Below are 15,009 nucleotides of genomic sequence, written 5' to 3' on the forward strand. Positions count from 1 at the left end.
TTGACCCTTTAACTGCCTGTCAACCCAGCTTTTATGCCCTCACATCAGAATTCGATCCGTACATCACCCTTCGGCACGCTGCAGCACGAGAGAATAAAACCTTCGGCCTCGTCTTCTTCGGTAATCCCGCCGTTGTGCTCCATCTCGACTTCCCCGCCGAGTTTCATCACCTTACAGGTGCCGCAGATGCCCATGCCGCAGGCTTTGGGAATCAACAGGCCAAGCTTGGCGGCGGCGGCATGCACGGTTTCGCCCGGTGCGACGCGAATGCTTTTGCCGGAGGCGGTGAATTCCACCTGATGCAGGTCGGCCACATCGATTTCCGGAGCGTCGGCTGCCTGTTCGGCTTGTTCCACCGCATCGGCCCGCGCTTCCGGCGGAGTCGCGCCGAAGGATTCTTCGTGATAACGCGACATGTCGAAGCCGTTGGCTTCGAGCATGCGTTTGACCGCGTTCATGTACGGCGTCGGGCCACAGCAGAACACTTCGCGTTCAAGGAAGTCCGGCGCCATCAATTCGAGCATCTTCAGATTCAGGTAACCGCGATAACCGGCCCAGGGTTCGCCCAGACCATGTTTCTCACAGATCAGGTGCAGGCTGAAGTTGTCGATCCGCGACGCCATGTGTTCCAGCTCGCGGTGATAAATGATGTCTTTAGGCGAGCGGGCGCTGTGGATAAACACCATATCGACATTGCCATTGGTGTCATAGAACCAGCGGGCCATGGACATCACCGGGGTGATACCGACGCCACCGCTGAGGTAGAGCACTTTCGGCGCGGTGAAGTCCATTGCATTGAACAACCCGACCGGGCCGTGCACCGCCAGTTCCTGACCTTCATGCAAGGTGTCGTGCAACCAGTTCGAGACCTTGCCGCCGGGCACCCGCTTGATGGTTACCGAAAAGCTGTACGGCACCGAAGGCGAGCTGGAAATGGTATAGGAGCGCATGACCGGCACTCCGTCGATTTCCAGCTCCAGGGTGACGAACTGCCCGGGCTTGAAGAAAAACAGAATGGGCTGATCAGCCATGAAACAAAAGGTGCGCACGTCCCAGGTTTCCTGGATGACTTTGACGCAACGGACGATGTGCCGACCATTGGCCCAGGTCTGGGTTGTTACCGGGTTCAGGAAGCTGTTGGACATGCGGGTCTCCACGGCCGACTGTCGGCCTCATGTTGGCGATTCTGCTCAAGGTGCGAACCGACCACTTACCTATCTGCGACATTCACATACTTATCGCGACCAGCCCCCAACCACCGGGGGTTGCGCGTCGGGAACAGATTGGGCCATGTCGCCCATGGATAAGATTCCCGAGGCGCGCGACCGCACACTCGCTTCAACAGATAACAGCTGATTTATTAGCCTTGCGTAGCACCATGGCCTGTGTGGCGGGTTTGGCTGGATCAAGTTCGGATGCATGGAGTTCTGAGCCAAGGCGGCGCGACGAGTCATAGCCCGCTATGGCGAGGAGCGCCAACGCAGGATCAGGACTTCAGGCGCCGAACTTGACCAGCCAAACCCGCCACACAGGCCACCAGTAGCCACTTTCGCCGGCCACACAGAATGGCCATGAGGACTTAAACGATGGACGTCACCGCAACCCTGAGCTTGGGCGATCCGCTGGAACCCGCACGCAAGGCCACCGCAGAGATGCTGCAAAGCCGCGAGCGGACTTTCTCTCTGCCGCAGCCGTTTTACTCTGATGAGCGGCTGTTCGATATCGACATGCAGGAAATCTTCCAGAAAGAGTGGTTGATCGCCGGCATGACCTGCGAAATCCCGACCAAGGGCAACTTCCTGACCCTGCAGATCGGCAAGAACCCGATCATCGTCATTCGTGGCGCCGAAGGTCAGGTGCATGCGTTCCACAACGTCTGCCGCCACCGCGGTTCACGGCTGTGCACCAGCGAAAAAGGCAAGGTCGCCAAGCTGGTTTGCCATTACCACCAGTGGACCTACGAGCTGGACGGGCGCCTGCTGTTCGCCGGCACCGAGATGGGCGCCGACTTCGACATGAAGCAGTACGGCCTCAAGCCGGTGAATGTGAAGACCGCCGGTGGCTACATCTTTATCAGCCTGGCGCAGAACCCACCGGCCATTGATGACTTCCTGTCGACGCTGAACCATTACATGGAACCGTACGACATGGAGAACACCAAGGTGGCGATTCAGACCACCTTGTTCGAAAAAGCCAACTGGAAGCTGGTGCTGGAAAACAACCGCGAGTGCTACCACTGCAACGCCTCGCACCCGGAACTGCTGAAAACCCTGCTGGAATGGGACGACGTCACCGACCCGCGCGCCGACCAGGCGTTCAAGGACCACGTGGCCGCCTCCGCTTCTGCCTGGGAAGCCGAGAAGATCCCTTACGCACACGCCAGCTTCGGCCTGCGTAACCGCATCGTGCGCATGCCGCTGCTCAAGGGCGCCGTATCGATGACCATCGATGGCAAGCAAGGCTGCAAAAAACTCATGGGGCGGATCCAGAACCCGGACCTGGGCTCGATGCGTATCCTGCACCTGCCCCATTCCTGGAACCACTGCATGGGCGATCACATCATCGTCTTCACGGTGTGGCCGATCAGCGCCCAGGAAACCATGGTCACCACCAAGTGGATCGTGCACAAGGACGCGGTCGAAGGAGTGGATTACGACGTCGAGCGCATGCGCCAGGTCTGGGATGCGACCAACGACCAGGACCGTCGTCTGGCCGAAGAAAACCAGCGCGGCATCAACTCCACCGCCTATCAGCCTGGTCCGTACTCCAAGACCTATGAGTTCGGTGTGGTGAACTTTGTGGACTGGTACAGCGAGCGTCTGCTGAACAACCTCGGGGCCGAAGCCCCGGCTTACCTCAAGGGCGTCGCAGCACAGTAAAGGAAAAGAGGTCCCTGTTGTAGGAGCGAGCTTGCTCGCGATGGACGTTAACGATAACGCGTGTTTTCTGAATAACGCGCCGTCTTTGAGTCCATCGCGAGCAAGCTCGCTCCTACAGGGGGCAGCGTTCGCTTAAAGCGTTCTGACAATCAACTCCAGTCCATCGCCGCAAACCCATCTCCCACCTCGCGGCCCCCCGCCCCAATTCGTGATCCCCCATCAGCTCTTATAACTGTACGAAATATGAACTATCGCTGCCGGACCTATACGCACCAAGGGTCCTGACACTTCACCAACAAGTTATCCACATAGCCACCCACAGTTAATGTGGGCAAGTCGAGATTCGCCCTCAACTTTATTCACACAAACCCAAGAAAATCCGTGACTTATCCAGAAGCAGGGTTTTTACCAGGAACTGGCTGTTTTTTGATCACATCGCGCAAAGCCAAGCAGAGCGCGGCCTGCAGCGGAAGGCAAACACCTTATCCACAGAAGCGCCAACAGACTTTGGGGGCAACTTTGGATAATTCGCTCTTCCTTGTGGAAAACCGCTCCGCGCCCCGAAATATCTGGGTTTGGACGGTGTTCTAGAGGTCAAAAGGCTTGATTGGTCGATTTTCAATCAAATCTCTGAAAGCAACGTTTTACGTGGGCTACAGAGGATAGCGAACATCTTATCCACAGAACCGCCAACAGACTTTGGGGGCAAGTATTCACCGGGAGGGAGACTGGGGATTTCCTTATCCACAGAAAAAAGCTCGGAAAAACGGTGAGTTACGCTGGTCGATTTTCGTACAAGCGGCTGTAAGCGTTGATTTGTATAGCGTACAGCGAGGCGCGAACATCTTATCCACAGAACCGCTAACAGGGATTGTGGGTAAAAATCACCTGCTGTTCCTTCTGATTTGTGTTGAAGCAGTTAAGCCCTCTCCAGTTACCGAAGAGCGTCTACTTTGGACTGTATTCATCGGAATGTTGACCTGAGGGGGATTCGGAATAGCGGCCGCGGGTACTTGAGGAGGACTATTTCCATTCCATATATGCCTGACACCATTTCGAAAGTATTGCCAGGGTTTAGCCTGTCTCAAGATATCTTGGGCACCAATAAAGGTTCTTGTTGCGACACCTGCAACCGAAAGGGCAGTCCCTACGTTTGACACAATCGCGCCCACTGGGTATCCCGCCAGTTGCATGCCTGCTCCGACAATAGAAATAGGAGACCCTACCAGGCTGATCCGGGCGGCGTTCAGCGCCAACCCCATCGGGCGCGTCTTAACCACGGTGGTAACGGTTGCAGTAATGATTCCAAGATGGAGTGCGATGGTTTCCAAACGTTGGATCAATAGAGAAATGATCGCAAACTGTCCTGACGGATCTTCAAAGTTAATGGGATCCCCACCACAGTAAACATAAGCATTCACCCCACCCTTTCCAAACGGGCTCAACCGATCCGCGCAGTGAAAACGCATCAATACCGGGTTGTACACGCGATGACCATTTCCCAAGTGATACCAACCAGTGGGACGCTCTCGACGTTGTCCGTTGAAGCCTAGGTGGGTGCCCGCTGTACCCTGGCCGCTCTGCGAGCCATAGGCGGTATAAGCAAGGCGGTTCGGGCCACTGCGGTCCAGTTCGGCGAGGATGCTTTGCTGCAGGTCGGTAGCCAGCAACAAGGTTCGCGAGAACGCGATGTGCGTCGCTGGAGAGCGGGTGGAACCTTGAGGTTGGCGGGGAGCGGGCATCAACGGCGTCCTTACACAGAGCTGATTGACCCGCAGCGTTATGCGTTTTTCGCGGGCTGAACCTGTGGTCAACCCCGCTCATGACAAGCGGGATCACCTGTTCGGTACCCTATCAAACAGCCGGAAAAACCAACACTAGCAGTTCTGCTAGGGTCGCCTCAGGCAAAAACCGTAGGCATCACGCCTATGGCCGATACATCAGATAGGCTTCACCCGTAACCCGAATCATCGGATGGGGCGTGATCTGGCAGGTATCGACGATACGGAAGCCGTAGCGCTCGTAAAACCGACGGGCGCCGGTGTTCACGGCGTAGTCGATCAGGCTCAAGCCATTGAGCCCAAGCAGGTTGGCACGATCGTAAGCGTAGGCAAGGAATTGCTTGCCCAGGCCCTGATTCCGCCAGCCCTCATGAAGCGCCAGGCTGGAAATATAGAGGGTGTCGGGAATTTCCATCCTGGCATACGGCGCCAGGACCGGATCGGTCACGGGAGCCGCCAGTGGATCGTGACGCATCACGTAGCTGTGCATCATGCCAATGACGTTTCCCCCTGCCTCGGCGATGAGGCAGTTCTGCCATGAGAAATCCACATCGTCACGGGCGTACCGACTGGCGCCCACCTCCAGCAGATCCTGCCCTGGCTGCGCCAGCTGGCTCCAGATGTAGTCCGAAGCGCCCTCTGATGAAATCTGAAATAAACGAGCAATCTCCCGCGCATCCGCGCGCACGGCCGAACGAAACTCAACTGCCATTTACCTGACTCCACAGGACATTAAGCGTCCGTTTTTACACGGACGCTTTAGACGCGACAACGCGCCGGAGGGACGGTTATATATCCGGTTGTTGCAACTTGAAGCTCGACGCTAGCGAACCACGCCTTCTTCAATCAGCAGCTTGAGAATCGCCTCAGCCCCTGCCTCAGGACTCAACCCTTTAAGCACCTGCCCGCCCCCGCCACTGGCCTTGGCCGTCGCGGCTTTCATGCGATCGGCGCCGCTCTTGGCCTTGATCACTTTCAAGCGTTTTGGCCGCGGCTTGGCCGGTTGCAGGATTGCGACTGCGAGCAGTTCATCGTCGACGACTTCAACGTCATCGGCCTGCAACACCCCGCGTCGCGCCGGGCCATAGGCACTCTGCCGAGGCTTGGGCGCAGCGTTATCCACAGTCGCAAGAAACGGCAGACGGACTTTCAGGCGTCGACGCTGGCCCCGTGGCAAGGCTTGCAGTACCAGCGCTACGCCGCCGTCGATGGACTCGACCTGGGCCAGGCCCACCACCAACGGCCAGCCCAGGTTCTCGGCCAGCAGGAACGGCAGCATGCCCGAACCTTCACCGGTTTCTGCCTGGCTTCCGGTCAGTACCACTTGAACTCCGGCGCCACGCAGATACTCGGTCAATGCCGGCAGCGCATCGGCGCCTTGTGGTTGTTCCAGCACGTGCAGCTGCGCCAGGCCCATGCCCAGATAGGCCCGCAGCGCCGGTTCGGCGATATCGCCGGCGTGCAGCACTTGCAGCTTGTCTCCCGCCAGTTGCAAGCCCAGCTCAACCGCCCGGGCATCCTGTTCGGCACGCCGCGGGCGGCCGGAGGTCGGGTGGGCGCCGATGGACACCAGACTGATCACATTGGTACTCATACGCTAAGTCCTTCCCTTAAGCCGCATCGCGCTTGGCTTCGTTGCGGTAAGCCTCTACCGCCGCGATCAAGGCTTGAAGAATCTCTGCACTCTCGCCGATCACCGATAGGTCGGCGCGCTTGATCATGTCGCAGCCCGGATCGAGGTTGATCGCCACCACCTTGTCGCAGGCACCGATGCCTTGCAGGTGCTGGATCGCCCCGGAGATACCCACGGCGACATACACCCGTGCCGTGACCCAGGTGCCGCTGGCCCCGACCTGACGGTCACGAGCCATGAAGCCATCGTCCACCGCCACCCGCGAAGCACCTTCGGTCGCGCCGAGGGCCGCTGCGGTCTTGTGGAACAGCGGCCAGTCCCTGACCCCGTTGCCGCCGGAGAAAATGAATTCGGCTTCGGCCATGGGGATCGCGGCCGGATCGACCGCCACCGCTCCGAGGTCTTCGATACGCGACAAACTGCGCGCAGCGGCTGTGGATAACTCCACCGGCAAGGCCTCGTGACGGGTTTCGCTGACCGGTTCGGCGCACTCGGCAGCTGCCAGAATCAAGCGTGCGACTGGCCGTGCCAGATCCTGCAGGCCGGCACCGGCGCGGCCGATACATTCATCACCCTTGACCTGCCAGACCCGCGTCGCCGGGCGCTCGCCCAAGGCAGCAGCAAAGCGTCGGCCCAGTTCGCCGCCACCGCTGCGGCTGTCCGGCAGCAGCCAGTGCCGCGGATTGAACTGGTTATCCACAGACCGCAGGCCCTGGACCCGCTGTTCCGGTGCATAACCGCTGAACTCATCGCCTTCGAGCACCAGCAAGCGGTCAACGCCCGCCGTGGCGAAAGCGTTTTCCTTGTGCTCGCCAAAGACCACGGCCAGCACCGCACCGTCGTTGCCGGCCAATTGATGGGCCAGGCCCAGCAGGTCGCGGTCATGGCTGCTCAAGCGGCCACCGACCATGTCCGGAACGACGCTGATGTAGAACGCCGGTTGCGCCACTTGATGCAGCGGCAATTGCACTTCGACGGTGGCCGAACGCTTGGCCGCGCCGCCTTGCTGAGCGCCGCTGCGGTCAATGCGCTTGATGCCGTTGGGGCCGATAAAACCGATGCCGTGGGGATTCTTGCGAATGATGCCGTTAGGCCCCATCCAGCTGTGTTGCACCGGCTGCATGGCGGCATGCAGCGGGTGCAGACGATTGCGGGCGATCCATTCAGCGCGAGGATCGCGGCGGATAATGTCGCTCATCAATGCACCTCCGCAGGTTCACGTTTGGCCGGTGCCGAGGGCTTTCCCGGCGTTGCGTCTTCGAGCAACGCATCGGCCACCAGTTCGGCAATATCCTTGATCAGTGGCCGTGGTTCGACCACGCCTTCCAGCATCGCGGTGCACTGTGGACAACCCACGGCCACCAGCTCGGCGCCGGTTTCGCGAATGTCTTCCATGCGCATGTCGGGGATCCGCTGCTTGCCGGGAATGTCAGTGATCGGCGCACCGCCACCGCCGCCGCAGCAGCGCGAGCGGAAACCGGAGCGTTGCATTTCCTTGATCTCGATCCCCAGCGCCCGCAGCACTTCACGGGGTGCCTCGTATTCGCCGTTGTAGCGGCCGAGGTAGCAAGGATCGTGATAGGTCACGCTGCTGCCTTTGTGCTGGCCGAGGTTGAGCGCGCCGGCACCGATGATTTCCGCCATGTAGGTGCTGTGGTGCTGCACCACATAGTTGCCGTCGAAGGCGCCGTATTCGTTTTTCAGCACATGGAAACTGTGGGGATCGCAGGTGACGATGCGCTTGAAGCTGTACTTGGCCAGGGTCTGGATATTGCGTCTGGCCAAGGTCTGGAAGGTCGCTTCATCACCCAGGCGCCGGGCCACGTCGCCGCTGTCGCGCTCTTCGAGACCCAGCACGGCGAAGTCGACCTTGGCCGCTTTCAGTACTTTGACAAAGGCGCGCAGGGTGCGCTGGTTGCGCATGTCGAATGCCCCGTCGCCGACCCAGAACAGCACGTCGGTGGTTTTCTTCTCGCTGAGCAGGCTCAGGTTCAAGTCCGCCGCCCAGTTCATCCGCCCGCCCGGGGCGAAACCGCCAGGGTTGTCGGTGGCAATCAGGTTTTCCAGGACTTCGGCGCCCTTGTTCGGGGTCGCGCCTTTTTCCAGGGTCAGGTGACGACGCATGTCGACGATGGCATCGACGTGCTCGATCATCATCGGACATTCCTCGACGCAGGCGCGGCAAGTGGTGCAGGACCATAGGGTTTCAGCATCCACCAGACCGTTGACGATCGGTTGATGCGGGTTGCCGCCGTGTTCACCAATCGGCTTGCCGGGATACGGGCTGCCCGCAAACTTGGCGTCGGTACCGCCAGCCAGGCCGACAACCATGTCCTGAATCAGCTTTTTCGGGTTCAGCGGCTGGCCTGCCGCGAAGGCCGGGCACGCCGCTTCGCATTTACCGCACTGCACGCAGGCGTCGAAGCCGAGCAACTGGTTCCAGGTGAAATCCTTGGGTTTCTCTACGCCCAGCGGTGCTTTTGGATCATTCAGGTCCAGCGGCTTCAAACCGGTGGAACGACCACCACCAAAGCGCTCGGCGCGGCGGTGCCAGGCCAGGTGCAAGGCACCGGCAAAGGCGTGCTTCATCGGCCCGCCCCAGGTCATGCCGAAAAACATTTCCGACACGCCCCACAGCACACCCAGACCCAACACGGCGGCCAGCAGCCAACCACCGAAGTCGGCAGGGAGAATCCCGGCCACCGGCAAGGTCACCAGGAAGAAACTGACGGAAAACGCCATCAGGCTTTTCGGCAGACGCATCCACGGGCCTTTCGACAACCGCGCCGGTGGATTGCGCCGACGCAGGGCAACAAAGACCGCGCCGACAAACATCAGCACCGAGGCGAACAGCAAGGCGTAACCGAGGATGCGGTTCTGCAGGCCGAAGCCGTGCACCAGAATCGCCAGCACCGCAGCCAGCACAAAGCCGCCAGCGGTGGCGACGTGGGTGTTGGCGATGTATTTGTCCCGGGCCACGACATGGTGCAAATCGACCATGTAGCGCTTGGGCATGGCGAACAGGCCGCCGATCAGGTCGACCTTGGAGGCCCGGCCCCGGCGCCACATAGCCACCCGCCGCAACGCGCCGAGGACAGCCAGGCCCAGGGCAGCGAACAGCAGGATTGGAAGAAGGGTGTTTAACATGTGGAGCTCCCAAAGACCTCGGGGTCTTGCACGGGTTCATGTGCGTGCCGATGAAGGCCATGCACCTACTTGTGGCGAGGGGGCTTGCCCCCGTTGGGCTGCGAAGCGGCCCCAAATCAACCAATGCGGTCTGTCAGAAAAAATGCATTGGCCGGTTTTACGACTGCTTCGCAGCCGAACGGGGGCAAGCCCCCTCGCCACAGGTGAGGGTGGTGATACCGTTAGAAATCCTTGCACAACCGCAGCGCGTCGTAGATCGCCGCGTGGGTGTTGCGCTGGGCCACGCAGTCGCCGATGCGGAACAGCAGGTAGCCGTCACCCGCCTGGCTCAGCGAAGGCTGCGGCTTGATTGCGAACAAGGCTTCGATGTCCATCTGGCCCTTGTTGCGCGAACCTTCCTTCAGTGCGTAGTAGATTTCTTCGTCAGGACGCACGCCGTTTTCCACCACCACCTGGTCAACCACCCGCTCCTCTTTGGCGCCGGTGTATTCGTTTTCCAGCACGGCAATCAACTTGTCGCCTTCGCGGTAGACCTTTTCCAGCATCATGTCGCCGGTCATGATCACTTCTTTGGGGTACATGCTGCGGTAGTAAGTCGGGAACGACGTACCGCCAATGGCCACGCCCGGCTTGATGTCATCGGTGACTATTTCGACCTGACTGCCTTTGTCGGCCAGGAAGTCGGCGACCGACATCCCGGTGAATTCACAAATGGTGTCGTAGACCAACACGTTCTTGCCCGGCGCGACTTTGCCGTCGAGCACGTCCCAACTGCTGACCACCAGACCTTCAGCGGCGCCCCAATGTTCGTTCTGCTCGAGGAATGGATGACCGCCATTGGCGAGCACCACCACATCCGGACGCAGGTCGAGAATGGTCGCGGCATCGGCCGCGGTGCCTAGGCGCACATCCACTTTCAATCGCGCCAGTTCCAGCTGGAACCAGCGGGTAATACCGGCGATCTGGTCCCGTTGCGGGGCTTTCGACGCGGTGGTGATTTGCCCGCCCAGGGTGTCTTTCTTCTCGAACAGGGTCACGTCGTGGCCACGCTCGGCAGATACCCGTGCGGCTTCCAGACCGGCAGGACCGGCACCGACCACCACCACCTTGCGTTTCACACCGGTGGATTTCTCGATGATGTGCGGCACGCCCATGTACTCACGGGAGGTCGCGGCGTTCTGGATGCACAGCACATCCAGGCCCTGGTACTGACGGTCAATGCAGTAGTTGGCGCCGACGCATTGTTTGATCTGGTCGACCTGGCCCATCTTGATCTTGGCGATCAAGTGCGGGTCGGCGATATGGGCGCGAGTCATGCCGACCATGTCGACGTAGCCGCCTTCCAGAATCCGCGTGGCCTGGTTCGGGTCCTTGATGTTCTGCGCGTGCAGCACCGGGGCCTTGACCACTTCCTTGATACCGGCGGCCAGATGCAGGAACGGCTCCGGTGGATAACTCATGTTCGGGATAACGTTAGCCAGGGTGTTGTGGGTGTCACAACCCGAACCGACCACACCGATGAAGTCGAGCATACCGGTGTCGTCGTAGTACTTGGCGATCTGCTTCATGTCCTCATGGCTCAGGCCATCGGGATGGAACTCGTCGCCGCACAGACGGATACCGACGCAGAAGTCCGGACCGACTTCCTTGCGCACCGCCTTGAGCACTTCCAGGCCGAAACGCATGCGGTTCTCGAAGCTGCCGCCCCATTCGTCGGTGCGTTTGTTGACGCGCGGGCTCCAGAACTGGTCGATCATGTGCTGGTGCACCGCCGACAATTCAACGCCATCCAGGCCCCCGGCCTTGGCCCGCCCGGCAGCGGTGGCATAGTTGCCGATCACCCGCCAGATTTCTTCCGGCTCGATGGTTTTGCAGGTCGCACGGTGCACCGGCTCACGGATGCCCGACGGCGACAGCAGGGTTGGCCAATGCTCGCCATCCCAGCGCGAACGACGGCCCATGTGGGTAATCTGAATCATGATCTTGGCGCCATGCTTGTGCATGGCGTCGGCCAGATTCTGGAAATGCGGAATGATCCGGTCGTCGGCCAGGTTGACCGATTTCCACCAGCCTTGCGGGCTGTCGATGGCCACGCTGGAAGAACCGCCGCAAATCGCCAGGCCGATCCCGCCCTTGGCTTTCTCTTCGTAGTACTTCACGTACCGATCGGTGGTCATCCCGCCGTCGGTCGCATAGACCTCGGCGTGCGCGGTGCTGAGCACGCGGTTGCGGATGGTCAGTTTGCCGATCTGGATCGGCTGGAACATTGCTTCGAAAGCCATGGCGGGGTCCTCGACTTACAACGGCTTGACGATGAACAGGCCGTCGTCGTGGCCTTCTTCGGAGCCACCGTAGACTTGTTCGGCGACGGTGCGGATCTTGCTGCCGCGGGCTTGCAGAATCTGGTCCATGGCACCGGCAAACCAGCCGGTGAACATGTAGTCGACCTTGCGCCCGACCTTGCCATACACGTAGACGAACGCGGAGTGTTCGAGCTTGACGCTGGCGGTGCCTTTATCGAGGTCGATGTCCTGGATCTTGAACAGCCCCCAGCCACGTTGCGACAGGCGTTTCATGTAGTGCTCGAATACCGCGACACCTTCCAGGCCGTGGCACTCAGCTTCTTTTTCGCACCAGTGCCAGGCGGACTTGTAGCCGGCCTTGTAGAGGATTTCGGCGTAAGCGTCGGCGCCCAGTACTTCTTCGATACCCATGTGGTTGTTGACGAAGAAATGACGTGGCACATACAGCATCGGCAGGGCGTCAGAGGTCCAGACACCGGTCTCACTGTCGACTTCGATAGGCAATTGCGGGGCGATCTTGGCCATGCGTAAAAACTCCAGAATTCGATGTATTAAGGCGATAAGTGGCCGTAGCAGCTGCCGAGCCTGCGAGGCTGCGTTGGGCTGCGAAGCGGCCCCCGAGGGCGGTCCTGCGGACCGCAACGCAGCCTCGCAGGCTCGGCAGCTGCTACAGGAATCGTTGTTTGAAAGTGGTGTTATTCGCCCCAGACGTCCTTGAGGACGTTCACCCAGTTTTCGCCCATGATCTTGCGCACCACGCGCTCAGGGTGACCGCGCTTGAGCAGGGTCTCGGTGAGATTCGGGAACTCGCCGACGGTGCGGATGCCCAGCGGGTTGATGATCTTGCCGAAACTGGTCAGACGGCGGGCGTAGCCCTTGTCGTGGGTCAGGTATTCGAAGAAGTCCTGGCCATGGCCCTGGGTGAAGTCGGTACCGATACCGATCGCGTCTTCGCCGACGATGTTCATGGTGTATTCGATGGCTTCGGCGTAGTCGTCGATGGTCGAATCGATACCCTTGGCCAGGAACGGCGCAAACATGGTCACACCGACGAAACCACCGTGGTCGGCGATAAACTTGAGTTCTGCGTCAGACTTGTTGCGCGGGTGCTCTTTAAGGCCCGACGGCAGGCAGTGGGAGTAGCAGACCCGCTTCTTGGACTCGAGAATGACTTCTTCGGAGGTCTTGGAGCCGACGTGGGACAGGTCGCACATGACCCCGACGCGGTTCATTTCGGCAACGATCTCGCGACCGAAACCCGACAGGCCGCCATCACGCTCGTAGCAACCGGTGCCCACCAGATTCTGGGTGTTGTAGCACATCTGCACGATACCGACGCCCAGCTGCTTGAAGATCTCGACATAGCCGATCTGGTCTTCGAAGGCGTGGGCATTCTGGAAACCGAAGAGGATGCCGGTCTTGCCCTGTTCCTTGGCCTTGCGGATATCGGCAGTGGTGCGCACCGGGATCACCAGGTCGCTGTTCTCGCGGATCAATTTCTGACTGGCGGCGATGTTGTTGACGGTGGCCTGGAAGCCCTCCCACACCGATACGGTGCAGTTGGCCGCGGTCAGACCGCCCTTGCGCATGTCTTCAAACAGCTCACGGTTCCACTTGGCAATGATCAGCCCGTCGATAACGATGCTGTCGGCGTGCAATTCGGCTGGGCTCATCAGGCTGTCCCCTTATTCGCGATTCATGCGCCGAATCGTCTGCCGGCGCTTTGGGGTCAGCATATGCCTGAGGGCTGGGGCAGCCGGGTGCAAAAACGACAAGGGAATTGCCGAAAGCGTCAATCCGCGACAAAGGGTCTCAAGACACGACCAAAGCTCATCTGTTCTTTGCCTTGCGCTTGGGCGAGAATTCGCCGCATCAACGGATTTGGGGCGACGCAATGAAATCGATCTTCCTGGTTTTGGCACTGATAGCGACCGGCGTACAGGCGGCTGAAGAAGCCGACATCACGCCGTGCGATGACGTGGAACATGACCAACAGACTCTGGAATGCGCGACTTTCAACAAAACTACCGCCGAACAATTGCTCAGCGACAACGTCCAGGCCCTGTTCGAGCGGCTGGGTACCCTGTACGGCAACGACAAGACCCAGCTCAACGACATCACCGGCAAGATCAAAACCGCCCAGCAACTGTGGCAAAAACAACGCGATGCCGACTGTGCCGTGGAGTCCTTCCCTGCCAAACCCGGCAGCAAGGCCTACACCATTGCGCAAAATGATTGTGTGGCGCGGATGAGTGACGAACGGTCGGAGTTTCTGGAGTCGATCGCGCAGGAATAGTTTGCGCATTACTCGCGCAAGCGGACTTGTGTGGGAGCGGCGGTGCGGCGATCCGACTTGCCCGCGAAAACGATAGAGCGAACAACGCTCCATCCAACGAAATCCAAAGGATTCACATGAAAATCTGCGGCATCGAGATCAAAGGCAGCGAGGCAATCATCGCGGTCGCCTCCATCGACAATCAGGTCCTCACCCACGTCGCTCTTGCCACCAGGAAAATCGCCCTCGACGATGATGACGAAGCCGCCAACGTCAAAATCTTTGCCGCTCAGGTAGGGTCTTTTGTTCGCGAGAACACCATCGACCGGATCGTCATCAAGAAACGCAGCAAAAAAGGCGAATTCGCCGGTGGGCCGACCACGTTCAAGATCGAGGGGATTTTCCAGTTACTGGAAAACTGCGAGGTCACCCTGCTCTCCCCGCAGACCATCAACGCACAGTACAAGAAATTCGACTTCGAACTGCCAGCGACGCTGCACAAGTATCAGCATGAGGCGTTTAAATCGGCGTGTTCGGCACTGATGAAAAAGTAGGCCACACGCCCAATGCCAGTCAGTTAAGCGGCATTTTTGCGAGGAGCACTTCAGATTGTTCGCCAGGCTCAAAAAACACCCCTCACCCTAACCCTCTCCCCAAAGGGGCGAGGGGACTGACCTAAGTGTCTGTCGGTGTGCTGCGACCTGAAACACCGTGTCGATTATGGATTCAAAGCAGATTGTTCAGGTCGCATTAGACCTTGTACATCCCCCGATCAGTCCCCTCGCCCCCCTGGGCATAGGTATCTACACAACTTTGAAATACGGCGTAGGGCTGAATCCGTAGCAGCTGCCGAGCCTGCGAGGCTGCGTTCGAGGACGCAGTCGTCGCAAATCCTATGCCCGCGGTTTACCTGAAAAAGCGTGTTGCCTGATTTTACGACCGCTTCGCGGCCGAACGCAGCCTCGCAGGCTCGGCAGCTGCTACGGGCGTA

12 protein-coding genes are annotated in these 15,009 nt (G+C 59.5%); 3 read left to right on the plus strand and 9 right to left on the minus strand.

Features of this window, described 5'->3' with window-relative positions:
* Positions 1 to 44: 44 nt before the first annotated feature.
* Entirely contained in the window at positions 45 to 1,145 is a 1,101-nt protein-coding gene (gene gbcB / locus F8N21_RS21310; protein WP_150643987.1) for a glycine-betaine demethylase subunit GbcB, read from the minus strand.
* Between the two features lie 441 nt (positions 1,146 to 1,586).
* Between gbcB and gbcA the strand changes: the two genes are divergently transcribed.
* Positions 1,587 to 2,879: a glycine-betaine demethylase subunit GbcA gene (gene gbcA, locus F8N21_RS21320; protein ID WP_150643988.1), complete on the plus strand. Its 1,293-nt coding sequence runs from the start codon at positions 1,587 to 1,589 to the stop codon at positions 2,877 to 2,879.
* Between the two features lie 884 nt (positions 2,880 to 3,763).
* Here gbcA and F8N21_RS21325 read toward each other — a convergent pair.
* The 8 genes from F8N21_RS21325 to F8N21_RS21365 all read right to left on the minus strand — a co-directional run bounded on the left by F8N21_RS21325 (position 3,764) and on the right by F8N21_RS21365 (position 13,416).
* Entirely contained in the window at positions 3,764 to 4,621 is an 858-nt protein-coding gene (locus tag F8N21_RS21325) for an RHS repeat-associated core domain-containing protein (RefSeq protein ID WP_150643989.1), read from the minus strand.
* Positions 4,622 to 4,805: 184 nt separating this feature from the next.
* Positions 4,806 to 5,372 carry a GNAT family N-acetyltransferase gene (locus F8N21_RS21330; RefSeq protein WP_150643990.1) on the minus strand — a complete coding sequence of 189 codons (567 nt, stop codon included), beginning with the start codon at positions 5,370 to 5,372 and terminating at the stop codon, positions 4,806 to 4,808.
* Between the two features lie 111 nt (positions 5,373 to 5,483).
* Entirely contained in the window at positions 5,484 to 6,254 is a 771-nt protein-coding gene (locus F8N21_RS21335; protein ID WP_150643991.1) for an electron transfer flavoprotein subunit beta, read from the minus strand.
* A 16-nt stretch (positions 6,255 to 6,270) separates the two neighbouring features.
* Positions 6,271 to 7,491, minus strand: a complete 1,221-nt coding sequence (locus tag F8N21_RS21340) for an electron transfer flavoprotein subunit alpha/FixB family protein (RefSeq protein ID WP_150643992.1) — start codon at positions 7,489 to 7,491, stop codon at positions 6,271 to 6,273.
* Positions 7,491 to 9,440, minus strand: coding sequence for a dimethylglycine demethylation protein DgcB (gene dgcB, locus F8N21_RS21345; protein WP_150643993.1), 1,950 nt, complete (start codon positions 9,438 to 9,440; stop codon positions 7,491 to 7,493). The genes F8N21_RS21340 and dgcB overlap by 1 nt, the downstream gene beginning before the upstream one ends.
* 221 nt (positions 9,441 to 9,661) lie before the next feature.
* Positions 9,662 to 11,722: a dimethylglycine demethylation protein DgcA gene (dgcA, locus tag F8N21_RS21355; RefSeq protein ID WP_150643994.1), complete on the minus strand. Its 2,061-nt coding sequence runs from the start codon at positions 11,720 to 11,722 to the stop codon at positions 9,662 to 9,664.
* Positions 11,723 to 11,737: 15 nt separating this feature from the next.
* A complete protein-coding gene (locus F8N21_RS21360; protein ID WP_150643995.1) occupies positions 11,738 to 12,268 on the minus strand; it encodes a 4-vinyl reductase in 531 nt (176 codons plus the stop codon).
* A gap of 170 nt (positions 12,269 to 12,438) precedes the next feature.
* Entirely contained in the window at positions 12,439 to 13,416 is a 978-nt protein-coding gene (locus tag F8N21_RS21365; RefSeq protein ID WP_150643996.1) for a dipeptidase, read from the minus strand.
* Between the two features lie 221 nt (positions 13,417 to 13,637).
* Between F8N21_RS21365 and F8N21_RS21375 the strand changes: the two genes are divergently transcribed.
* Together F8N21_RS21375 and F8N21_RS21380 are read left to right on the plus strand one after the other, a co-directional pair.
* On the plus strand, positions 13,638 to 14,039 hold the full coding sequence (locus F8N21_RS21375; RefSeq protein ID WP_150643998.1) for a lysozyme inhibitor LprI family protein: 402 nt from the start codon (positions 13,638 to 13,640) through the stop codon (positions 14,037 to 14,039).
* 116 nt (positions 14,040 to 14,155) lie between these two features.
* The gene (locus F8N21_RS21380) at positions 14,156 to 14,572 is read left to right on the plus strand and encodes a DUF3010 family protein (RefSeq protein WP_150643999.1); all 417 of its coding nucleotides are present in this window, start codon (positions 14,156 to 14,158) and stop codon (positions 14,570 to 14,572) included.
* The last annotated feature ends 437 nt before the right edge of the window (positions 14,573 to 15,009 follow it).

It is taken from the genome of Pseudomonas fluorescens, assembly GCF_902497895.1.
In the GTDB taxonomy this organism is placed as follows: Bacteria; Pseudomonadota; Gammaproteobacteria; order Pseudomonadales; family Pseudomonadaceae; genus Aquipseudomonas; species Aquipseudomonas fluorescens_BP.